Annotated in this window: 22 protein-coding genes and 1 riboswitch; of the genes, 3 read left to right on the forward strand and 19 right to left on the reverse strand. The window is 41.6% G+C overall.

Translation table 11 applies throughout. The features are described 5' to 3' along the window. Positions 1-399: 399 nt before the first annotated feature. Complete coding sequence (locus tag W03_RS07155; protein ID WP_244072318.1) at positions 400-675, reverse strand: phosphopantetheine-binding protein; 276 nt, start codon at positions 673-675, stop codon at positions 400-402. A gap of 57 nt (positions 676-732) precedes the next feature. On the opposite strand from W03_RS07155, the gene W03_RS07160 reads away from it, so the two are divergent. Beyond that, complete coding sequence (locus W03_RS07160) at positions 733-1,053, forward strand: cupin domain-containing protein (RefSeq protein ID WP_244072319.1); 321 nt, start codon at positions 733-735, stop codon at positions 1,051-1,053. A 32-nt stretch (positions 1,054-1,085) separates the two neighbouring features. Here W03_RS07160 and rpmE read toward each other — a convergent pair whose 3' ends face one another. From rpmE to W03_RS07250, 18 genes are all read right to left on the reverse strand, one after another. Continuing rightward, positions 1,086-1,298, reverse strand: a complete 213-nt coding sequence (gene rpmE / locus W03_RS07165; protein ID WP_244072320.1) for a 50S ribosomal protein L31 — start codon at positions 1,296-1,298, stop codon at positions 1,086-1,088. A 137-nt stretch (positions 1,299-1,435) separates the two neighbouring features. Further along, positions 1,436-2,893 carry a ribonuclease G gene (gene rng, locus W03_RS07170; RefSeq protein ID WP_244072321.1) on the reverse strand — a complete coding sequence of 486 codons (1,458 nt, stop codon included), beginning with the start codon at positions 2,891-2,893 and terminating at the stop codon, positions 1,436-1,438. 9 nt (positions 2,894-2,902) lie between these two features. Continuing rightward, positions 2,903-3,523, reverse strand: a complete 621-nt coding sequence (locus W03_RS07175) for a nucleoside triphosphate pyrophosphatase (RefSeq protein ID WP_244072322.1) — start codon at positions 3,521-3,523, stop codon at positions 2,903-2,905. A 92-nt stretch (positions 3,524-3,615) separates the two neighbouring features. Continuing rightward, on the reverse strand, positions 3,616-4,086 hold the full coding sequence (gene rlmH / locus W03_RS07180; RefSeq protein ID WP_244072323.1) for a 23S rRNA (pseudouridine(1915)-N(3))-methyltransferase RlmH: 471 nt from the start codon (positions 4,084-4,086) through the stop codon (positions 3,616-3,618). 56 nt (positions 4,087-4,142) lie between these two features. Beyond that, positions 4,143-4,463, reverse strand: coding sequence for a ribosome silencing factor (gene rsfS, locus W03_RS07185; RefSeq protein ID WP_244072324.1), 321 nt, complete (start codon positions 4,461-4,463; stop codon positions 4,143-4,145). Beyond that, the gene (nadD, locus tag W03_RS07190; RefSeq protein WP_244072325.1) at positions 4,460-5,134 is read right to left on the reverse strand and encodes a nicotinate-nucleotide adenylyltransferase; all 675 of its coding nucleotides are present in this window, start codon (positions 5,132-5,134) and stop codon (positions 4,460-4,462) included. The genes rsfS and nadD overlap by 4 nt, the downstream gene beginning before the upstream one ends. A 46-nt stretch (positions 5,135-5,180) precedes the next feature. Next, a complete protein-coding gene (aceF, locus tag W03_RS07195; RefSeq protein WP_244072326.1) occupies positions 5,181-6,512 on the reverse strand; it encodes a dihydrolipoyllysine-residue acetyltransferase in 1,332 nt (443 codons plus the stop codon). A 24-nt stretch (positions 6,513-6,536) separates the two neighbouring features. Further along, complete coding sequence (gene aceE, locus W03_RS07200) at positions 6,537-9,194, reverse strand: pyruvate dehydrogenase (acetyl-transferring), homodimeric type (protein WP_244072327.1); 2,658 nt, start codon at positions 9,192-9,194, stop codon at positions 6,537-6,539. A gap of 23 nt (positions 9,195-9,217) precedes the next feature. Beyond that, the gene (gene folD / locus W03_RS07205; protein WP_244072328.1) at positions 9,218-10,081 is read right to left on the reverse strand and encodes a bifunctional methylenetetrahydrofolate dehydrogenase/methenyltetrahydrofolate cyclohydrolase FolD; all 864 of its coding nucleotides are present in this window, start codon (positions 10,079-10,081) and stop codon (positions 9,218-9,220) included. Between the two features lie 76 nt (positions 10,082-10,157). Further along, positions 10,158-10,862: a hypothetical protein gene (locus W03_RS07210; protein WP_244072329.1), complete on the reverse strand. Its 705-nt coding sequence runs from the start codon at positions 10,860-10,862 to the stop codon at positions 10,158-10,160. A gap of 180 nt (positions 10,863-11,042) precedes the next feature. Further along, entirely contained in the window at positions 11,043-11,897 is an 855-nt protein-coding gene (gene metF / locus W03_RS07215) for a methylenetetrahydrofolate reductase [NAD(P)H] (RefSeq protein ID WP_244072330.1), read from the reverse strand. Positions 11,898-11,974: 77 nt separating this feature from the next. Continuing rightward, positions 11,975-13,408, reverse strand: coding sequence for an adenosylhomocysteinase (gene ahcY / locus W03_RS07220; RefSeq protein ID WP_244072331.1), 1,434 nt, complete (start codon positions 13,406-13,408; stop codon positions 11,975-11,977). Between the two features lie 18 nt (positions 13,409-13,426). Next, positions 13,427-13,503: riboswitch (S-adenosyl-L-homocysteine riboswitch) on the reverse strand. Positions 13,504-13,569: 66 nt separating this feature from the next. Continuing rightward, positions 13,570-14,733: a methionine adenosyltransferase gene (gene metK, locus W03_RS07225; protein WP_244072332.1), complete on the reverse strand. Its 1,164-nt coding sequence runs from the start codon at positions 14,731-14,733 to the stop codon at positions 13,570-13,572. Positions 14,734-15,006: 273 nt separating this feature from the next. After that, positions 15,007-15,510, reverse strand: a complete 504-nt coding sequence (locus W03_RS07230) for a GNAT family N-acetyltransferase (protein ID WP_244072333.1) — start codon at positions 15,508-15,510, stop codon at positions 15,007-15,009. 55 nt (positions 15,511-15,565) lie between these two features. After that, positions 15,566-15,949 carry a SirB2 family protein gene (locus W03_RS07235; protein ID WP_244072334.1) on the reverse strand — a complete coding sequence of 128 codons (384 nt, stop codon included), beginning with the start codon at positions 15,947-15,949 and terminating at the stop codon, positions 15,566-15,568. 5 nt (positions 15,950-15,954) lie between these two features. Beyond that, positions 15,955-16,440 carry a hypothetical protein gene (locus tag W03_RS07240; protein WP_244072335.1) on the reverse strand — a complete coding sequence of 162 codons (486 nt, stop codon included), beginning with the start codon at positions 16,438-16,440 and terminating at the stop codon, positions 15,955-15,957. A gap of 19 nt (positions 16,441-16,459) precedes the next feature. Next, positions 16,460-17,320, reverse strand: coding sequence for a DMT family transporter (locus tag W03_RS07245; protein WP_244072336.1), 861 nt, complete (start codon positions 17,318-17,320; stop codon positions 16,460-16,462). A 39-nt stretch (positions 17,321-17,359) separates the two neighbouring features. Beyond that, the gene (locus W03_RS07250) at positions 17,360-18,466 is read right to left on the reverse strand and encodes an aromatic ring-hydroxylating dioxygenase subunit alpha (protein ID WP_244072337.1); all 1,107 of its coding nucleotides are present in this window, start codon (positions 18,464-18,466) and stop codon (positions 17,360-17,362) included. 193 nt (positions 18,467-18,659) lie between these two features. On the opposite strand from W03_RS07250, the gene W03_RS07255 reads away from it, so the two are divergent. Beyond that, entirely contained in the window at positions 18,660-20,081 is a 1,422-nt protein-coding gene (locus tag W03_RS07255; RefSeq protein ID WP_244072338.1) for an adhesin, read from the forward strand. Between the two features lie 289 nt (positions 20,082-20,370). Further along, positions 20,371-22,575 carry a primosomal protein N' gene (locus W03_RS07260; protein WP_244072339.1) on the forward strand — a complete coding sequence of 735 codons (2,205 nt, stop codon included), beginning with the start codon at positions 20,371-20,373 and terminating at the stop codon, positions 22,573-22,575. Positions 22,576-22,584: the final 9 nt, after the last annotated feature.

Raw genomic sequence — 22,584 nt, forward strand, 5'->3', positions numbered from 1 at the left:
ATTATAGCCTTTCATTTTTTCGCAAAACACAATTCCCTTAAAAATCACTAGCCATTCGGTATAAAGCTTGAAGTTTTTATACCGGGTTCAGTTAATGCTATTTGGTTAGAGTAACGGAAATCACCAAAAGTTGATACCAGTGAATCCAATATTACATCTCGTACTGATGCAGCAGTTTCAGCTACTTCAATCATCTATAAATTCTCAATGCCATTCTGCAATATAGTTCACATCAAAATAAAGTATCGCCCACCGTAAGTGGCGGAATATTAATTGCGATTGTGCTCTTCAATTCGCTATTGAAGCCATTTTGATCGATAACGCCAGTACCAATCGAGATTCATAAAAATAAAGAAGAATTTCAAAATAAGATTTAAGGAGCATAATTTATCTGTAATCTTAAACAGCAGTAGTAGTTGTTGTTTTTTCCGTAATCTTTTTTTGAATAAATTGAACCAAAGTCCCCAGTGTTTTGAACGTCGCAGCACTGATTTCGTCATCATGGATTGAAATTGAAAACTCTTTTTCTAGCGCTAAAATAATCGATACTATAGAAACCGAGTCGAGTTCTGGAATATTACCTAATAAATAAGTATCCATAGTCATGGCATCATATCGATTGGTTAGTGCCAATGTACGCTTGATAACTTTTTTTATTTCAATATCGAGTTTCATTTTGATCTAACAAAGAGTCATTCCTTAGAATACTTGAATAAAACATAAGAGTGAAATATGAAGGTGAATAATATTTTTTCAAATATCCCAGTCGTTCAACAAGAGGAGCTCTTTGAAGTTCTAATAAGAAATGATGCCATCAGAATAGAAAGGATTATTTCAGCAAGTCAAACATACCAACCATCCGATGATTGGTATGATCAAGAAAAAGATGAATGGGTAATAGTGTTGAAAGGAAGAGCAGCGTTATCTTTTGAGAATCAGCCAACAATTCATCTCGATGAGGGAGATTACATCAATATCCCCGCTCATGTGAGACATAAAGTGAGTTGGGTAGATCCAAACAATAAAACAATTTGGCTTGCCATTCACTATTAAGGAGCGACTCGCATTTTCATAAATAATCTGAATTAATGCGATACCTGTTTACCATATTTCTGACGGAATTTCTCAACCCTCCCCGCGGTATCTACAATCTTTTGTTTACCGGTATAAAATGGATGACATTGCGAGCATACTTCAATATGTAAAGGCTTATTCAAAGTAGAACGTGTATTGAACACGCTTCCACAACTGCAAGTTACTGTTATTTCGTTATAATCAGGGTGAATATTTTCTTTCATGAGATATGACCTATCGCTTATAAAAAGCAAACCTATAAAATATGGCATTATCCTTTAATGTCTTAGTCAGCGCAACCATGTAGAACCTACGTTAACCTTGTAACCTTCATTCTCAATAAGGGTATGCAAAATTGAAATTACATCAAGATTACATCGTATTGCTCCTGCGTGTAAGATTCCTCAACCTGCAATCTGATAGGTTTAGCAATAAAATCCTCTAATTGGGCCAGACTTTGTGATTCTTCATCCAAAAACAAATCAATTACTGGCTGCGAAGCTAAAATACGAAACTCATTGGCCTCAAACTGCCTAGACTCACGTAACAATTCACGCAAAATTTCATAGCAAATGGTTTGAGCAGTTCTAATCTCACCTCGCCCGTGGCAAGAAGGGCACATTTCACAAAGTACCTGTGCCAGGCTTTCACGAGTCCGTTTGCGGGTCATTTCAACAAGTCCAAGCATGCTAAAGCCACTAACATTCACTCGTACACGATCCTTTGATAAGGCTTTATTGAATTCTGTCAAAACGGCATTGCGATGCTCTTCAGAATCCATATCAATAAAATCACAAATAATAATGCCACCAAGATTTCTTAATCGTAACTGGCGAGCGATTACTTGTGCTGCTTCCAGGTTTGTTTTTAAAATCGTATCTGCAAAATTGCGGATACCAATAAATCCCCCGGTATTTACATCCATGGTAGTTAGTGCTTCAGTCTGATCAATAATCAAATATCCGCCTGATTTTAAATCGACTCGTCGAGCTAGGGATTTCTCAATTTCCTCTTCTACACTATACAAATCAAATAATGGTCTATCCCCCGTATAAACACTAATTCGATCGGTAATGTACGGCATAAAATATTGCGAAAAATTAACTAATCTTTGATAATTTTCACGTGAATCCACTAATATTCTAGCCGTATCTTCATCCACAAGATCACGCAGCACCCGATGGCTCAGATCCAAATCTTGATAGAGCAGTGAAGGTGCAGATATGCTCGTGCTTTTTTGCTGGATATCGTGCCATAGCTTATGCAAATACTCTAGATCGGAGCACAGATCCTTATCATCAGCCGTCTCAGCCATAGTACGGATGATATATCCTCCTTTCTCTTCTTCTGGAAGCAGCTGTTGTAGTTTCTCCCGCAGCAATTCACGTTCACCATCATTTTCAATACGTTGAGAAATTCCAATATGTGATTCTTGTGGCAAATAGACTAATAAACGCCCTGCTAAGCTAATTTGTGTCGATAATCGCGCACCTTTAGTTCCAATAGCATCTTTAACTACTTGAACCAATATGTTGCTACCTTCGTGCAGCAGTTTCTCAATCGGTTTGATATTGGTTGCTTCGCTTTGATACAAGCTCCAGATATCTGCAACGTGTAAAAATGCTGCCCGATCTAAACCGATATCGATAAAAGCTGATTGCATACCCGGCAATACGCGACTGACACGACCGCTATAAATATTTCCAACAATACCGCGACCGCTCGTGCGCTCAATATGAAGTTCTTGTGTTATGCCCTGTTCTAGAATAGCTACTCGGGTTTCTTGAGGCGTAATATTGACAAGAATTTCATTATTCATTGTGACAAATCAAGCAAAAATTTCAATGCCGATTTCTTCTAATAGCTGCGCTGTTTCATATAAAGGCAGGCCCATTACACCACTATAGCTACCAGATATTTCAACGATAAAAACCGCCGCCAGTCCTTGGATCGCATAGGCGCCCGCTTTATCTAGAAAATTGTTTGATGCCAAGTATTTATGGATTTCATGCTCAGTAATTTGTCGAAAACGAACAGTTGTTGCTGTTAAACGGATTTGTATTTGATCTTTAATTCCCAGTCCTATTGCGGTTAAAACTTGATGGGATCTGCCAGACAAGGCCTTCAACATTTCTTCAGCTTCGTGAATATTCTTTGGTTTACCTAGAATAATGCCATCTAGAATAACAATCGTATCAGCCACCAATACCGGTAAAATCGGAAATTTACGTTGTAATATCCGCTTATACCCTTCACTTGCTTTTGCTCGAACAATCCGATAAATATAGTCAGTCGGTGACTCACCGATAACTGGCTTTTCATCTACATCTATGGGACGACCTAAGGTTTCTCGCATTAATAAAAGGTTAAACTTAATTCCAATTTGTTTAAGCAACTCTCGTCGTCTCGGGCTTCGAGAAGCCAAGTAAATTTGTTTGTCAGAAAACATTATTAAATCAATAAAAAACAGTAAATGAATTGAGTGCGATCATATTACCGCACGATCTAATAATGCAATAGCTTATCTCAATTTATACTCAATTAATTTCGATGATAAGGATGACCTTGCAGCACCGAAACAGCGCGATAAAGTTGCTCAGCCAATACCACACGCACCATTGCGTGCGGTAATGTTAAATGAGATAAAGCGAATGTTTTGTGCGCAGCACGTTTGAGGCTTGAATGCAGTCCATCCGCGCCACCAATAACAAATGCGATCGCACTACTATCCAATAACCATTGATTGATGGCCCGAGAAAATTCTAAAGTTGTCCATTGACTTCCATGCTCATCCAACACAATCATTCTACAAGCAGTAGGCAGCGCTGCAAGAATTCGCTCCGATTCAGAACATAGTAATTGTTCTATCGTTTTTCCACTGCTGCGTTTTTCAGGCCTGATTTCAATTAACTGTAAGGATATTTCATGCGGTAACCGCTTAATATATTCATTAAAACCTTGCTGAATCCAACTCGGCATTTTGTTACCGACCGCGATAATGAAAACTTTCATGTTCGATTGAAACAGTCATCAAAATATTTTTTGATTTAATGCCATATCTATCTTCATTAACGGAACCATAGTGCTTTCAAATCGTAATATTCACGTATTGCCGGAAGCATCACATGCACAATTACATCCCCTAGATCTACCAACAACCATTCACCCGTTTGCTCGCCTTCTACGCTATAAACTACTCCACCAGTTGCTTTGGTTTTTTCCGCCACATTACGAGCAAGGGATTTGGCCTGTCGCGTCGAATCCGCACTAGCAATCACCACATACTCAAACATCGATGTTATTTTTGATACATCGATGACATCTATGTCGTAGCCCTTAATATCCTCAAGTGCATCAACCGCAATATTTACAAGCTCTTGAGAATTCATATTCTCTCTGTATAGATATGATTCGTTGAAATATAATCAGAAACTCTGTCCGGAAGCAGGTAACGCACACTTTTATCCACACTGACGAGATGGCGAATTTGCGAAGCCGATATTTCTAGTAGCGATGTTTGAGCAATATAAATCAAACCTGCTGATTGCTGAGTTAAATAATTGACCGATATAGTGCGTCTCAACATGAACTCCTGCACAACTTCTTGCGGTACAGTTTGATTGTCATAAATAGCGTCATAACCCGGACGCGCAACTACAAGTAGGTGGCATAAATTGAAAATTTCACGCCACTGATGCCACTGATTGATTTTGATAAATGCATCGATCCCTAATATAAAACATAGAATGCGGTTGTCGACCGATTCACGTTGAAATTCACGGAGTGATTCAACCGTTGTACTTATTCCAGGTCGATTGATTTCACGTTCATCAATCGAAAATCGATGATTATTTTGAATGGCTAAGCGAATCATTTCTGTGCGCTGGTGCCTTGTTCCAATCGGTGCCCCCCTCAAGCGAGGCTCACCTGATGGGACAAAAATAATATGTTGCAGATTTATAGAATCAATTAATTCTTCGGCAACACGCAGATGACCAAAATGAATCGGATCAAACGTTCCACCATAAATTCCCACCAAAGAAGGTTTGTCAGCATCCACTAACTAAAACGCTCGCTTCTGCAAAAATGCCCTTTCGAAGAGCTCATCATAGTAAAGCCAAGCGCATATCGGTCAAAACCTCAACTAAATGCGTTGTAAATCTTGCTGCTGAGGCACCGTCAATCACACGATGGTCATAGGAGAGCGATAACGGCAGCATGAGTCTGGGAACAAATTGTTGATCACGGTAAACTGGCTGGATGCGCGCTTTTGAAACGCCCAAAATAGCAACCTCTGGTGCATTAATGATAGGCGTAAATGCGGTTCCGCCAATGCCACCCAAGCTTGAAATCGTAAAACTCGCACCTTGCATATCAGTTGGTTTTAATTTGCCGTCCCGCGCTAAAGCTGCCAGTTCAGATAATTCATTCGCAATTGCAATAATGCCTTTTTGATCAACTTGTTTGATGACAGGAACCATCAATCCACTAGGCGTATCGACTGCAAATCCGATATGATAGTAATGCTTGATGATTAGTCCAGTATTACCTTCTACAGAATGATCTAACGATGCATTAAATTCCGGGAATTTTTTTAGTGGCGCGATCAATGCCTTCATCAGAAACGCAAGGAAAGTGAGCTTAACCATATCTTTCCGGTTACTTTCATTGAATTCTTTCCGCATATCTTCCAAATTGGTAATATCGGCTTCATCAAATTGCGTCACATGTGGAATCATAACCCAGTTTCGGTGCAGATTCGAACCAGAAATTTGCTTAATACGCGATAAAGGCTGCAATTCGATTGGGCCAAACTTAGCAAAATTAACTTCCGGCCAAGGTAATAAATTAAGCTCGGTACCAGTGGTACTGCTTGTATTTCTTGATTTAGATAATTCCGCTTTTACAAATGCTTGTACGTCTTCTTTCAGAATTCTTTGCTTAGGTCCACTACCAACGATCAATTCCAGATTGACACCAAATTCACGCGCCAAACGGCGAATCGATGGGCTAGCGTGTGCTTTTACCGGTATGTTTAATGGTGTAGTGGATGATTCTATTGCTTGCGGCAGCGCTGCTTGGGTTAATGGTACAGATTGTTTTTCGGCTACCACCGGCTGTGATGGCATCGCTGGTTTTTTTTCCGGCGCGCTTTCTTTTTTTTCATCCTGGCGTACCGCTTCATTTGTGGCGTTTTGCTCAGCTTCAATAGCCAGAATCGCGCTGCCTTCTGATACTTTATCACCGGCCTTAATATAAATTTCTTTGACTACGCCGGAATACGGTGATGGGATTTCTATCGTGGCTTTTTCCGATTCAAGTGTGATTAAAGAATCTTCCTTATTCACTTCGTCACCGACTTTGATCAATATCTCAATCACCGGGACATCTTCAAAATCCCCAATATCTGGTATCAGTACTTTCTTTAATTCAGCCATTCTGTCTTTACTTTATTTTACCGTCTACACCGTAGTTGGATTTGGTTTATCAGGGTCAATGCCAAACTTTTGAATCGCTTGAACGACTTTCTCATGAGGGATTTTCCCTTCTTCCGAAAGCGTTTTGAGTGTTGCAACAACAATATAATATCGATCAACCTCGAAAAAATGGCGTAATTTCTCGCGTGTATCAGAACGACCGAAACCATCCGTACCTAACACTCGATATTTTCCTGGAACAAACTCGCGAATTTGGTCTGCATAAATTTTCATATAATCGCTTGCGGCGATCACAGGACCTTGCCGGTTCTTCAAACAATTCTCAACATGGGAAAATCGTGCCGATTGATCAGGATGCAACATATTCCAACGTGACACATCTAGCGCTTCGCGCCTTAATTCATTGAAGCTGGTTACACTCCATATATCCGCAGTAATATTGTACTCTGCCTCGAGTAATTCAGCCGCCGCAATCACTTCACGCAAAATAGTTCCTGCTCCTAGAAGTTGCACATGCAACTCACCACTGTTACCTCCTTCGCGTAACAAATACATGCCTTTCAAAATATCATTTTCAGTATTTTCAGGCATTGCAGGATGCTCATAATTCTCATTCATCACCGTAATATAGTAATAAATGTCTTCTTGTTCTTGATACATGCGACGCAGACCATCTTGAATAATGACTGCAAGCTCATAGCAAAATGCGGGATCATACGATACACAATTAGGGATAGTGGAAGCAACCAAATGACTGTGCCCATCTTCATGCTGCAATCCCTCACCATTCATGGTAGTACGTCCAGCCGTACCACCAAACAAAAAACCTCGACAACGCAGATCGCCCGCCGCCCATGCCAAATCACCGACACGTTGAAAACCGAACATAGAATAAAAAATAAAGAAAGGGATCATCTGTACGCCATGTGTGCTATAAGCTGTTGCGGCAGCAATCCAAGAAGACATAGCGCCTGCTTCATTGATACCCTCTTGCAAGATTTGCCCGTTTTTATCTTCCTTATAGTACATCAATTGATCTGCATCTTGCGGCGTATACAATTGCCCAACGGACGACCAAATTCCTAACTGCCTGAACATTCCCTCCATACCGAATGTACGTGATTCGTCGGCCACAATAGGGACAACATGTTTACCGATTTTCTTATTTTTAACTAACGTATTGAGAATTCTCACAAAAGCCATCGTGGTCGAAAACTCGTGTCCTGCCTCACTGCCTTTTAAGAGCGCCTCAAAATCGGACAATGGCGGTATTTCTAGTGGCTGCGCATGCGTCCTACGGCGATGTAGCGCTCCCCCCAATGCTTTTCGACGTTCTTGCATATAAACATATTCAGGCGAGTCGCTCGCTAAGGTCAAATAAGGAATTTCATCGATCTTGTCGTCAGGAATATCCAAGCCAAATCGATTACGAAAAGCTTTCAATGATGTGGTGCCCATTTTTTTTTGCTGATGTGTGATATTTTGCGCTTCACCAGCCTCTCCCATTCCATACCCCTTGATAGTTTTGGCAAGAATAACGGTAGGTTGGCCAGTATGCTTCACTGCCTCCGTATAAGCTGCATAAACCTTATAGGGATCATGACCGCCACGATTGAGGCGCCAAATGTCATCGTCCGACATATTGGCCACCATTTCTAGCAGCTCTGGGTATTTACCAAAGAAATGTTTTCGCACATACGCACCATCTCTGGATTTGAAAGTCTGATATTCCCCATCCACGCATTCCATCATGCGCTTCTGTAACAATCCTCGAGTATCTTTAGCCAACAACGGATCCCAGTATGACCCCCAGATTACTTTGATTACATTCCAGCCAGCGCCACGAAATGCGCCTTCTAGTTCTTGAATAATTTTGCCATTGCCACGCACGGGACCATCTAAGCGTTGCAGATTGCAATTAACAACAAAAATGAGGTTATCAAGCTTCTCACGAGACGCCAGCGAAATCGCCCCCATAGATTCGGGCTCATCCATTTCCCCATCGCCCATAAACGCCCATACTTTTCTATTCTCAGCTTTAATCAATCCGCGACTATTCAAGTATTTCATAAAACGGGCTTGATAAATCGCCATCAGAGGACCCAATCCCATTGAAACAGTTGGAAACTGCCAGAAATTAGGCATTAGCCATGGATGTGGATAAGAGGATAAGCCGTTACCCCCCGTTTCCTGGCGAAAATTATCCAATTGTTCCTGGCTGAGCTCTCCTAGCAAAAAGGCATAGGAGTAAATGCCTGGGGAAGAATGGCCTTGTACATAAACCAGATCACCATCATGCCCTTCAGATGGCGCATGCCAGAAATGATTATAACCAACGTCATACAATGTAGCAGCAGAAGCAAAACTAGCAATATGCCCACCGACATTGGTATTTTTATTAGCGCGTAATACCATTGCCAGAGCATTCCAGCGCACATAAGAACGAATCCGATGTTCAATCGCATTGTTTCCTGTTGAACGCACTTCTTTGCCAACCGGAATGCTATTGATATAAGCAGTGGTCGCGGTATATGGCAAATAAGCGCCAGAACGTCGCGCTTTCTCAATTAGTATTTCCAATAAAAAATGCGCGCGTTCCCCCCCTGCATTAGCAATAACAGAATCCAACGCATCCAGCCATTCCTGTGTTTCTTGCGGGTCAATATCCGGTTGTTGTTCCATATTTGATAATATTTAAAATTAAATTATTTTCTTGTGATGTTTGCGCGCTCAGCTGCTAGAATCGTGTTGCCCAACAACATAGTAATCGTCATAGGTCCGACACCATTCGGAACCGGAGTGATATAACCGGCCACTTCTTTCACAGACTCAAAATCCACATCACCGCACAGCTTCCCGTCCGGCAATCGATTAATACCTACATCAATCACTGCAGCACCTGGTTTTACCATTGCGGCGTTAATCATGCGAGGTTTACCGACCGCGACAACAAGAATATCAGCGCTGCGAGTAAAATCAGGTAAGTTACGTGTTTTGGAATTACATATTGTCACAGTAGCACCTTGCTCCAACAACATAAATGCCATCGGTTTACCAACAATATTACTACGACCGATGACCACTGCATGGCGACCCTCGATCGGAATACGATTGCGATGTAGCATTTCCATGATACCAGCTGGCGTGCAAGGTGAAAAAAGGCTATTGCCCGTCACCAAAGCACCCACATTGTACAAATGAAATCCATCGACATCTTTTTCGACTGCAATCGCACTAATCACCCGATTATTTTCGAAATACATCGGTAGCGGCAATTGAACCAAAATACCATGAATATTGGTATTCTCATTTAGTGAATGAATACATTGCAAAACCTCGGCTTGCGATGCGTCACTTTGAAAACGATGTACTTCCGAATAAATTCCGGCTTCGCTGCACGCTTTCACCTTGTTCTTGACATAAATGCTCGATGCAGGGTCTTCACCCACAATAATAACAGCCAAACCCGGCTTTATACCTTGTTTTATTAACTGTTCAGCACGAGACTTCCATTCTAGGCGAACCAATTCAGCTAATTTCTTACCGTCGATAATCTGCACATTATTCATTTATTATTAGAATGTACAATTAATTGATAATGCCATCATTCAACAACGTACAAATAAATTAGCACAATACAAAATATCAAGCATCTTGTTTCAACCGTTGCGCTTTCTTAATTTTTGAGCGGTACATCAAGATGCCAATTAAAAATACCGGGATCACGAATAATGCTGCGGCTATCAATCCAGCGGCGAGTATTGCGATCGCACTATTTCCTGGCATAAACAAAGTAACAAACCAAATCACTACGAATGCAATCGATAAGCCGCCATAGAGCATAATTTTGCGAAATCGATCATATATCCGCCAGAAATCGCCTGAAACCTGCATGTCATCCACATAATGATCGAATATTTCGGCCAAGCTGTTATCATCTGGTTCAGATTCATAACCAACTGCGACTGCCAAGGCGTTGCGATCATCTTCTACTTTTGACATTTTTCGAAGAAACTCAATCCGCTTATCCGCCTGACGTTTACTTAAGCCATCTTGAATCAAATTAGCTTTCAGCGCTGAAAACGCCAGTTCGCGCGCATCATTTGAGTTATTTCCCAAAGTTTCAGCATGACGCCACATCACACCTAACAGGTACAATTGCGTCATCAATCCTTGAAACTCGGGCGCAAAATCGTAGCCTTTATCTTTAATGCGCTCAAGCTGCTTTGCGATAACCGCTTGCGCATGCTCAATACATTGACTGATCGTTGATGCATCCGCCACCACAACCTTAGGATTCAATTGCCCTTCATTTGATTTACCAGAATCACTAATTACTTCTTTTTTCATTTAAATTCCTATGCATTGCTGTCCCCAGAGACGATTTGTATTATATACCGGCTAAGTATCTCGATACTTAGAAAAAATAATTTATGGATTGAATCAAAGTTAACACAAAGGGATCGAAAATGATCTCTGGGTCGAGCTTAAATAATAAAATTAATATCTGGATCGCGCTATGACTTAATCTTAATCGTTTTTAAGATTAAGTCGCTGGCAAATCGCAGAAGTCAAGCCAGCCGAGTTTAACGTATAGAAATGCAATCCTGGTGCACCCGCTGCCAATAATCGCTCACATAAATCTGTGACTACATCCAATCCAAAAGCGTGAATCGAATCGATATCATCAGAATAATTTTCTAATTTTTTACGTATCCATCGCGGAATCTCCGCACCACATGTATCTGAGAATCTGGTCAATTGAGAAAACTTGTTAATCGGCATGATTCCTGGAACCACCGGAACATTTAATTGAGCAACTTCACACAGCTCTATGAAATGATAATAAGCATCTGCATTATAGAAATACTGAGTAATGGCCGAATTGGCTCCCGCTTCAATTTTTCGCCTAAAATTTTCAAAATCAGCTTGAGCCGAACGAGCTTGGGGATGATATTCCGGGTAAGCTGCCACATCAATATGAAACCAATCTCCAAATTCTTGCCGAACAAAAGCAACCAATTCGCTTGCATAACGAAACTCACCTGCTTGCGCCATTCCAGATGGAAGATCGCCTCGCAGCGCCACAATATGCCGAATGCTCGCTTGATAATATTTCTCTAATATCTCTAGAATATTGTTCCGGGTCGATCCAATACAAGACAGATGCGGTGCAACCACATAACCTTTTGCTTTCATTTCCAGTACAGTTTCCAGAGTACGCTCTCGAGTCGATCCTCCAGCACCGAAAGTTACCGAAAAAAACTTAGGGTGATACTGAGCAAGTCGACTGCAAGCTAATCGAAGCTTTTCGACTCCTTCAGCTGTTTGAGGCGGGAAACACTCAAAGCTGTATGTAACAGGGAATTTTTTTTGTGAATCCATTTTCCATAAACCTTTTATGCGAGCCTTAAATTAACTCGCATAATCATCAATGTAACAAAATGACAAGTACGAAATTATCAATAACGATACATTGCTGGCTTATAGGGCCCGTTTTTATCCAATCCGAGATACTTGGATTGTTCATCTGTGAGTTCGGTTAGCTTTGCACCAAGCTTCCCAAGGTGCAAGCGTGCAACTTTTTCATCTAAGGATTTAGGTAACACATACACACTTTTCTCATATTTCGCGCCGTTTTGCCACAACTCCATTTGCGCCAATACTTGATTAGTGAATGAACTTGACATCACAAAAGACGGATGTCCCGTTGCACAACCTAAATTAACCAGGCGACCTTGCGCTAAAACAATAATACGGCGACCGGTAGGAAACAACACATGATCAACTTGAGGCTTGATATTTTCCCACGAATATTTTTGAATCGAAGCGATATCGATCTCTGAGTCAAAATGACCTATATTACAAACAATCGCCTGATCTTTCATTTTTAGCATGTGATCATGGGTGATCACGCGCAAATTACCGGTTGCCGTAACAAAGATATCGGCTTGCTCACAAGCGCTATCCATAGTAACAACGCGATACCCTTCCATAGCGGCCTGCAAAGCGCAAATCGGATCAATTTCGGTAATCCAAACTGTTGCACCTAAACCGCGTAATGATTGCGCACAACCCTTACCGACATCTCCATACCCGCATACGACAGCAATTTTTCCTGCAATCATTACATCGGTAGCTCGTTTGATACCATCAACCAAAGATTCTCTACAGCCATAGAGATTATCGAATTTAGATTTTGTAACAGAATCATTGACATTAAATGCAGGAAAGGGAAGTTCGCCATTTTTTTGCATTTCGTATAAACGATGCACGCCGGTTGTCGTTTCTTCAGTTACGCCACGAATTCTGGCCAGATTTCGCGAATACCAATGGCGATCAGAAGTCAATTTGCTTTTTATCGATGCAAATAACGCAGTTTCTTCTTCATTAGTAGGATGATCAATGAGAGTCGGATTTTTTTCAGCTCGGGCACCAAGAATCAACAATAAAGTAGCATCACCCCCATCATCCAAGATCATATTGGCACCTTCAGTCTGTCCACCCCCCCCCCATTCAAAAATGCGGTGCGCATAATCCCAATAATCTTTTAGCGACTCACCCTTATAAGCAAAAACAGGGATACCTTTTGCTGCAATCGCAGCAGCGGCATGATCTTGCGTAGAAAAAATATTACAGGAAGCCCAGCGCACTTGCGCGCCAAGCACCACAAGCGTCTCAATAAGTACCGCTGTTTGAATAGTCATATGTAAAGAACCGGCAATACGCGCGCCAGTCAGCGGTTTTTGATCAGCGTATTCAGCACGTAATGCCATCAAACCAGGCATCTCAGTTTCTGCAATCGCTATTTCTTTACGCCCCCACTCAGCCAGGGATATATCGGCAACTTTATAGTCAATAAATGAACCAACCTCAGGATTGAGCACAGCGTTCATAATTAATCTCCTTAACAATATGAACGAGCGCCGTTGTAACGATATCTTCGATACCAAGCCTCACGAGAAAAACCGTTGCAGCGCTCCTTGATATGTCAGAAAAACTTCAGGGGTTATTGCACTAAATATAACCTCGATAAATTGATAAAAACAATCGGAGCTTACAACCCCGCATCTGCGCGGAGCTGTTCTGCTTTGTCGATACGTTCCCATGTAAAGTCATCATCATCACGACCAAAGTGTCCATAAGCGGCTGTTTTTGTGTAAATAGGACGTAACAAATCAAGCTCATGGATAATTCCACGTGGGCGCAAATCAAAATGCTTTTCGATCAGCTGTATTATTTTTTCATCATCGATCTTACCAGTTCCGAAAGTATTTACCATTAATGAAACTGGTTTTGCAACGCCTATCGCATACGCAACTTGTATCTGGCATTTATTGGCAATGCCCGCAGCAACGATATTTTTTGCAACATAGCGTCCGGCATAGGTTGCAGAGCGATCTACCTTAGAAGGATCTTTTCCAGAAAATGCACCCCCACCATGAGGTGCACTACCACCATAACTATCAACGATGATCTTGCGCCCTGTTAACCCGCAATCCCCCATTGGCCCACCCACCACAAAACGACCAGTTGGATTAACCAAATATTGAATGTCAGAACCGATCATTTCTTCTGGCAATACCGGTTTAATGATTTCCTCAATCACAGCGGACTTTAAATCTTGATAAGCAATTTCAGGATCATGCTGTGTTGAAATCACAATCGTTTCAATACACTTCGGCTTGCCATTCTGGTAACGAATAGAAACCTGCGATTTTGCATCCGGGCGTAACCACGATAGACGACCATTTTTCCTTAATTCCGCTTGCCGCTCAACAAGACGGTGCGCATAAAAAATCGGCATTGGCATGAATTGTGGTGTTTCATCACAAGCGAAACCAAACATTAGGCCCTGGTCACCAGCACCTTGATCCATCTCTTCCTCTTTAGAACGATCGACACCTTGTGCAATATCCGGAGATTGTTTATTGAAGGCTGTTAAAACTGCACACGTAGTCGAATCAAAGCCAACATTTGAACTGGTATAGCCAATATTCTTAATTGTTTCGCGCGCAATAATATTGTAATCAACTGATGCGTGTGTCGTGATTTCTCCCGACAACACGATTAAGCCCGTGCTACACAACGTTTCACATGCCACTCGGGCATTCTTATCTTGCATCAAAATTGCATCTAGGACAGCATCAGAAATTTGGTCTGCAACCTTGTCAGGATGACCTTCTGAGACCGACTCAGAGGTAAAAAGATAATTATTCATAGAAATAAGGGGCGATATATTCGTAAAAGCTGGAAAAACCGTGAAGTATATCGCTTCCTAAACTATATTTGCTATATTTGAAATATCGAAATGAAAACTAAAAGTGTTACTGCCCTATTTTGTATGAATCAATCATCATATCGTCACGGGCATGAGAACACACGATAAAGAGATATAGGTAAATAATATCAAAGCGATATGAAAATTGGATAGCTATACCTTTCTAATTTCTCACACCATGCAAGCTCTGATACTTTACAAAAAAGACATTCGTTAGGTTAGCTTCTTCTCAAAATACGTAATTGTTAATCCGGAAACTTTCGGGATGCCCAAATTTACCGGACACAAGTCAATTTTACCTGTTGGGTAATAACCCCTTCGGCGATAAAATGCGATCAATTCTGGTCTTTGCGATACGACAAACATCACAAGCTTGTGTACTTGCATTTGATCTGCAGCAAAAGCTTCAACTCGATCCAAAATATATTTCCCTAGTCCTTGTCCTTGAAAATTAGGATGAACGGAGAAAAAACCCAGGTAAGCAACAGCGTTTATGTGCTTTCTTATATGAGCGCATGCGATTAATCGTTGCAACTGATTAATCGCAAAAAAATGTGTATTCGGTTCCATCAAGGTTAATTCTATTTCTTGAAGGGTTGTTCTATTCCCTCGAATAATAGATGACTCATTGGTCCACCCTTGTTCACCGCGATAAGCCAAGTTAACCAAATCACAAATTTCCTGTGCTTGGCTAGCATTTGCTTTTTGAAAAAGCAAATCGCAAGGATCGACTAAGCCCATAGTGCAAGAACAAACACAGTAACCTTACAACTTACACTAACCCTAGCAGTGGATCTTTATTCAACGCAACCAATACTATATAAATAAAAACACATTGGGCTCCGATCCATGCTGCAATACGTGTTTTTTTTGTTTGACCGAATCGTATTGCAATCATCCCTAGAAAAATATAGATCAGTAAGCCAATCACTTTTGCAGTCAACCAAGCATTATTCAGCGGGTCCTGCTGAATGAGTATGGCCAATGCAATAGCACTGGCAAGCAAAATAGTATCAATAACATGCGGTAAAATTTTAACCCAGCGCTGCCGCAAGTTATTTGAATCCTGCATCAACCAAATGCCACGCAAAAAAAATAGCGAGTAGCTGATTACGGCGCTGCTGACATGGATCATCTTTAACAATAGATAACTCATGTTGATTAGCGCCCGAAAATCAACCAACCATGACTACCAGCCACTGCACCGGCAATCGTCAGGAAACTCAATAACAACAAAAAAAGATGTTTGCGCTGAATGTTATCGAATGTTTCTGAAGTGATATTTTTTTCGCCAGAATTAGTTGATTGATTTCGACGACTACGCGGTTCCATGATGAATAACATCACACTAAAAAACAACCAGATCAATACCATCAGATGCATCCACCAATACTGCCATTGCGTGAATCGCTCCCATGCATTGAGTACATAAGTCATGTAGAGACCACTTAAGCCAACCAATAATGTTGCGTAACGTGCGTGTGCAGCAAAGCGTCGTCTGATACGCTTAAAAATCCCCATCGCTTCAATTGGCGATTGCATTTGCGATAAAGATGGCAGCAAAACAAGCGTCACCATGGCAACGCCCCCTATCCAGACAACTACTCCCAGAACATGCAATACTCTGGCAAAAACCAATCCATCCATAGCAAAAGATATTTAAATATTATTTAGATAGCGATACTGAAATATTCCGAGAACCCAAGATACCTCCCATCGATCCGCCGAGTACGATCAAGGCAATTCCTAGCCAAGCAATGGGTGTCACCGCTTGATCCCAAAGAAAGAGATCCCATAAGCTTGCAAATAGCACCGTACTGTAACCGAGAGAGGTCACAACCAACGTAACACCTTTATGAAAAGCACGGGTCATTGCTATTTGCGCAAGTGTTGCAGTGATCCCAATACCCAATATTACCAGTAATCCATGCCAAGTTATCATACTAAATGTAGTCAACAACAACCATGCACCGGTACCTAAGGTAGATATCAAGGTAAAGTAAAATACTACGTGCCATTCGGATTCACCTAGATTTCCGAGTTGTTTCACATTCACATAGGCTAATGCAGCAAAGAAGCCCGAAGCAATTCCAATCAAACCTGCAAACCATTGATCTTCAGGCAATGCTGGCCGTAACAAAACGATCACGCCCATAAAACCAAGTAAAATAGCAAAAACCAGCGACCATTGAAGGTGCTCTTTTAAGATTAGCGTGGAAAACAAAGCCACAAATAACGGCCAAGTGTAATTCAACGAAACTGCTGTTCCCAATGGAAGCTGTGTTAAGCAATAAAAAAACATAAGCAGGCTGATTAAACCTGTTACACCACGCCAACAATGAATACGCCAATGCGGTGTCATGACAGAAAAACCATGCGAACGAATAATGGCATAGGTAACCCATACGCCAAACAGAGAGCGATAAAATACAAGCTCAATACTGGAAAAATGTATTGCGCCCAGTTTAACCAATACACTCATGCAAGCAAACAAGAATGCAGCTAATAACATCCATAGCGAACTCAATTAATCATTCCCTCAAATCCGTAAAAAAATAAAGAATAATCACACGTAGCGTTGCATCTTCTGTCGTAAGAATCGATGAAATTGTTCTAACCCCTCTTCCATGGGAATTTGATAGGGTCCAATTTCATTGATGCCTTGCTCGAATAAAGCACGACGCCCTGCAGTCATCATCTTACAAATCTCGTCATCTTCCAAAGCCGTTTCTTGATAGGCTGCCTGCTCCGCTTCGACAAAATCACGCTCAAATAGTGCAATTTCTTCCGGATAATAAAATTCCACGGTGTTTCTGCAATTTTCCGCATCGGTAGGCCATATCGAGCTAATTACCAAGGTATATGGATACCATTCCACCATAATATTCGGATAATAAAGTAACCATACCGCACCATGCGAAGGTAACTCGCCTGCCGTATACTGCAATACTTGGTCATGCCATTTAGCATAAACCGCACTACCAGGCTTTTGGAAACGCGCACGATCGATCGCCACCGTTTGTACGCTATACCATTCGCCAAATTCCCAATTCAATCGATGCGTATCAACAAATCCATTCAAGCCTGGGTGAAACGGTTCTACGTGATAATCTTCCAAATATACTTCAATAAAAGTTTTCCAATTACACGCATAGTGATTTGTTTGTACACGATCTAGAACATAGCCAGAAAAATCAAAAGCTTTTAGTACACTCAGTTTTTCCATGTCTCTGGATATGTCGCGTTTGCCATTGAATAGCAATCCATTCCAATTCTTTAAAGGCGTTTTATCCAGATTCAAGCAAGGGTTACGTTCAAAATGCGGCGCACCAAGTAATTTGCCATCTAAAGCATATGTCCATCGGTGAATAGGACATACAATGCTTTTTGTGTTGCTTCTCCCCTTAAGTAAAAGCGCTTGTCGATGACGACAAACATTAGAGAGTAATTCGACGCCATGATTGTTTCGCACCAATACTTTGGCGTCATTCGTCCATTCAGGTACGTAGTAATCCCCAATATTGGGCACCATTACTTCATGGCCCACATAACCAGGCCCTTGATCAAACAAAATACGTTTTTCTATTTCGAGAATTTCGGGATTCAAATACCATTCGATGGGAAGCTGTGTTGTCATTTCTGACAACCGTGAGATCTCAGCCATATTAGACATATAAAACCTTTAACCACCTCCAAAATTGAATAAAAACAGCCCATAATAGGACTAATACAAAAGAAAATAGATTGCTTGGTTATAATAACAATCTTGATAGTAAAATATCAGTGTTCACAAATACCCGAAACAATTCAAAAAAACAATTGTACAAAACTGAATTATTTAATTTAACCCAAAAGAGAGCATCTGAATGAAATCTATTCACTCATTAACAAAACTTTCCTGGCTAACTGTTCTACCTGCTGCATTAATCGCTAGTTTAACCGCTTGTGATGGAGGGGGTGAAAAAAACCAGGATGCTACCTCGTCATCCAATTCCAATGCCACTGCTTCGGTTAAAAGAACCACACAAACAGGTCCAGCGACCGGTATTTTAATCGATTCTCCTGTTTCGGGCATTTCCTATAGTGCGTCATCTGGGAAATCAGGCGTAACCGACGACAAAGGTCAGTTCAATTTTAATCATGGCGACAAAATTGAATTCAAACTCGGCAATTTGACTCTGGGTAATATCCCAGGTTCATTGATCGTCACGCCAATCGAACTCGCCGGAGACAGCGATAATAAATTACAAAATCTACTTGTTTTATTGCAGTCATTAGACTCTGATAGCGATCTTACCAACGGCATATCGATATCACAAGAAACAGCCAACGCAGTCAGCAACAAGATCAATTTAGACAGCGATCCAACAACCTTTGCTGAAACTGCGCAATTGCAAAGTATCATGGAAGCAAGCAACATCACTGGAAGCGTAAGATCTCCTGATGAAGCGCGCAAACATTTCTTATCACAAGGTGTGGCCTTATTGAATGCGCAAATTTGGGTCAGCTTCGATAATCAAAACGCGAGTGTTTTACGTGTAGCGGGCGATGGTAGCGGAGAATATTTACACGGTGACGCAAGAGTGGATGACTCCTGCGATGAAAATCGCGTGTGCGGCGGAAAAACTATTTTCCAATCCGGTGTTGAATACGGTATCGCAGAAGCAACCGATTTTGATAATCGAGGATTTAAATTAATCAGTAAACCCTCAGTAGACACCAATTTAAAAGGCGGACTTTCCAATCCTGGCCCAACGCGCCGGATGCGTACTGACGGTTCTGAGTTAATCCACTCCGATATTGTGACCGTACAAAGAGCGCGTGAAAAAACCAGTGTTTTTGGTGAGCTCTTTCACATTGCAAAACCGATCCAACTCAGCAATGAAGAAGAAGTAGCAGAAAAAGAAATTAAAGAAACGCGCTTTGCCAAAATGGATAATGATGCTTCCGGAATCGTCGGTGCTTGGGCTTATGACAAGGAAACCATCAAAACACCGACATTGATATTTTTCCCGAACGGAAAATTCATGATGATTGACCCGACCGGTGAAACACAAAAAGCCGAGCAGCAAAAATGCGCAAAACCGGGCATTGAGTTTTCTTCTTATGCTTACAATAAAGGAGCAAGTAAACTCAATCTGACCAGTTTTACGTATAACACGAATGGATGCGCCGGTTTTTCAGATCTGGATACGGCCGTCGATCTGGTTATTCAATCCGATGGAAGCACTGCAAAGCTGAGCAAACCTGGAGAGGATGCTATAACACTCTATAGAGTTTCTCATTAAAATATTCCAAATAGTCATACAATATCGCTCGTCACCCACTAAAAATTGATCAACTTTTAGTGGGTGAATGCTTTGAGTACCGATGACATTACAATTACTTCACCGATTGCCTGATTGCGCCATCATACCAATATCGTTATTTGGAATTTACTCGCTGCGTTGTTTCTTGAAATTATTCAATTCTGGAGCACCCAATGCACAATCTGTAACAATCGATTCCAAGTTCCAAGCTAGTAATCAACCCCCTTAAAAACACTAATCCGATTGAAACTGAATATCCATTAATCTTATGCCCATTGTCCGGGTCGCACTTAATGTTCCTGTCAACACACTGTTCGACTATTATGCAGAACGTGCAAGTCAAGAAAACATAGGGTTGCGCGTTAGCGTACCTTTCGGAAAAAGACAACTCGCAGGCATTATCATGGAAGTGACTGCCGATACAAAGGTTTCTCCTGAGAAACTCAAAGCAATTCGAGATATTTTCACTGATAGCAGGCCATTACCGAAAGAACTTCTGGATTTATTCGCTTTTTGTAGTCAGTATTACCATCATCCGATCGGAATGGTTATCATAAATGGACTTCCTGCCGCTTTGCGTACCACCAAGCCCATTAAGCAGCAAAAAGATCGTTCTGCAACATGGCGCGATACACAATTAAGTTTAACCGATGTCGGAAAGCAAATCGCCTTATCCAGTATTCCGAAGCGTCAACGAATTGCACGCAGCTTACTTGTCCGTTTTCAACAAGTCGATTCGATACCCGGTGAAGTATTTAAAGAAGATTCTTCGCGCATCAAGCAACTCATTCAACAATGGCTAGAATTAGGATGGATCGGCGCAGATACCCACCATTCTGAACGAGATAACACAGTAACCGACAGCAGCATCCCAACGCTTACAGTAGAACAAAATCACGCAGTCAACACGATATTATCTGCCCAGAATCACTTTCATGTCAGTCTTTTACACGGCATTACCGGGAGCGGTAAAACCGAGATTTATCTACGTTTAATCGCTGCCATGTTGATGCATGATAAACAAGTTTTGGTGCTTGTACCGGAAATCAACTTAACACCGCAACTCGAAACCATCTTTCACAATCGATTTCCATGCACAAATCTAATCAGCTTACACAGCGGAATTAATGATACGGAACGCTTACAAGGTTGGCTACAAGCACAATCCGGCGAAGCGAAAATTGTATTGGGAACAAGGCTTGCTATCTTTACACCACTACCGAATTTGGGGCTTATTATCGTCGATGAGGAACACGATCACTCATTCAAGCAACAAGACGGGTTGCGTTATTCCGCGCGCGATTTAGCGATATTCCGCGGCAAACAGATGAGTGTTCCGGTAATTTTGGGTTCCGCCACGCCTTCACTGGAAAGTTATCACAGTGCTATTACCGGACGTTACCGCGTCATTCAATTGACTGCTCGCGCTATCAAAAACGCCACACTACCAACCATTCAAACCATCGATACGCGAACTCACAAAACATTCAACGGGTTATCGCAGCCTTTGCTGCAAGCACTACGGACCAATTTATCCGAACAGCAACAAAGCATTATTTTTATCAACCGCCGCGGTTATGCACCAACCCTGCTGTGTAAATCCTGTACTTGGGCAGCAACCTGTGCACGTTGCTCCAGCCGTTTGGTTGTTCATCTGCAAGACAAAGATTTGCGTTGCCACTATTGCGGCCATCAAGAGCACCTACCAATCCACTGTCCTGAATGCGGTAATCAAGACCTCACACCGTTTGGGCAGGGCACACAGCGCGTGACTGAAGCATTGAGCACTTACTTCCCAAACGCACGTATCTTGCGTATTGACCGCGACAGTATTCGCCGCAAAGATGCATGGCGTTCCATTCTACAAAAAATCCACAAACAGGAAATCGATATCTTGGTTGGCACTCAAATTCTGGCTAAAGGGCATGATTTTCCGAATCTATCACTAATAGGGATTTTAAATTCGGATAATTCGCTCTACAGTACCGATTTCCGTGCCAGCGAGCGACTATTTGCGCAACTCATGCAAATTTCCGGTCGGGCCGGGCGTTCCAATAACAAAGGACAAGTCTTGATTCAAACAGAATTCCCCGATCACCCGTTATATCAAGCACTGCAAAGACAAAATTTTGATGCTTTGGCTAAAAGTTTACTCATGGAGCGAAAAATCGCTGGCTTTCCTCCCTATACGCATCAAGCAATATTACGAGCCGAAGCACATCGTATTGAGACAGTTATAGATTTCTTAAGCACTGCTGCAAAACTTGCCAAAGACCATGAGTCAATCGAGCTATTCGATCCAGTTCCTGCACAGATGCTGCGTTTGAAAGGTATGGAGCGCGGTCATCTCCTGGTACAGTCCTCTTCACGTAGGCAGTTGCAGATTTTTTTGCTCCAATGGCAAAAGCAGCTTAGCATGGTACCCGCTCAAAAGATCCGTTGGATATTGGATGTAGACCCCGTTGAATTGTAGTAACCCCAT

It is taken from the genome of Nitrosomonas sp. PY1, assembly GCF_022836435.1.
Taxonomy (GTDB): Bacteria; Pseudomonadota; Gammaproteobacteria; order Burkholderiales; family Nitrosomonadaceae; genus Nitrosomonas.

Coding starts and splice junctions, on each gene's coding strand:
- W03_RS07155 (WP_244072318.1), bottom strand. CDS start 675: ATGAAACTCGATATTGAAATAAAAAAAGTTATCAAGCGTACATTGGCA.
- W03_RS07160 (WP_244072319.1), top strand. CDS start 733: ATGAAGGTGAATAATATTTTTTCAAATATCCCAGTCGTTCAACAAGAG.
- rpmE (WP_244072320.1), bottom strand. CDS start 1,298: ATGAAAGAAAATATTCACCCTGATTATAACGAAATAACAGTAACTTGC.
- rng (WP_244072321.1), bottom strand. CDS start 2,893: ATGAATAATGAAATTCTTGTCAATATTACGCCTCAAGAAACCCGAGTA.
- W03_RS07175 (WP_244072322.1), bottom strand. CDS start 3,523: ATGTTTTCTGACAAACAAATTTACTTGGCTTCTCGAAGCCCGAGACGA.
- rlmH (WP_244072323.1), bottom strand. CDS start 4,086: ATGAAAGTTTTCATTATCGCGGTCGGTAACAAAATGCCGAGTTGGATT.
- rsfS (WP_244072324.1), bottom strand. CDS start 4,463: ATGAATTCTCAAGAGCTTGTAAATATTGCGGTTGATGCACTTGAGGAT.
- aceF (WP_244072326.1), bottom strand. CDS start 6,512: ATGGCTGAATTAAAGAAAGTACTGATACCAGATATTGGGGATTTTGAA.
- aceE (WP_244072327.1), bottom strand. CDS start 9,194: ATGGAACAACAACCGGATATTGACCCGCAAGAAACACAGGAATGGCTG.
- folD (WP_244072328.1), bottom strand. CDS start 10,081: ATGAATAATGTGCAGATTATCGACGGTAAGAAATTAGCTGAATTGGTT.
- W03_RS07210 (WP_244072329.1), bottom strand. CDS start 10,862: ATGAAAAAAGAAGTAATTAGTGATTCTGGTAAATCAAATGAAGGGCAA.
- metF (WP_244072330.1), bottom strand. CDS start 11,897: ATGGATTCACAAAAAAAATTCCCTGTTACATACAGCTTTGAGTGTTTC.
- ahcY (WP_244072331.1), bottom strand. CDS start 13,408: ATGAACGCTGTGCTCAATCCTGAGGTTGGTTCATTTATTGACTATAAA.
- metK (WP_244072332.1), bottom strand. CDS start 14,733: ATGAATAATTATCTTTTTACCTCTGAGTCGGTCTCAGAAGGTCATCCT.
- W03_RS07235 (WP_244072334.1), bottom strand. CDS start 15,949: ATGAGTTATCTATTGTTAAAGATGATCCATGTCAGCAGCGCCGTAATC.
- W03_RS07240 (WP_244072335.1), bottom strand. CDS start 16,440: ATGGATGGATTGGTTTTTGCCAGAGTATTGCATGTTCTGGGAGTAGTT.
- W03_RS07250 (WP_244072337.1), bottom strand. CDS start 18,466: ATGTCTAATATGGCTGAGATCTCACGGTTGTCAGAAATGACAACACAG.
- W03_RS07255 (WP_244072338.1), top strand. CDS start 18,660: ATGAAATCTATTCACTCATTAACAAAACTTTCCTGGCTAACTGTTCTA.
- W03_RS07260 (WP_244072339.1), top strand. CDS start 20,371: ATGCCCATTGTCCGGGTCGCACTTAATGTTCCTGTCAACACACTGTTC.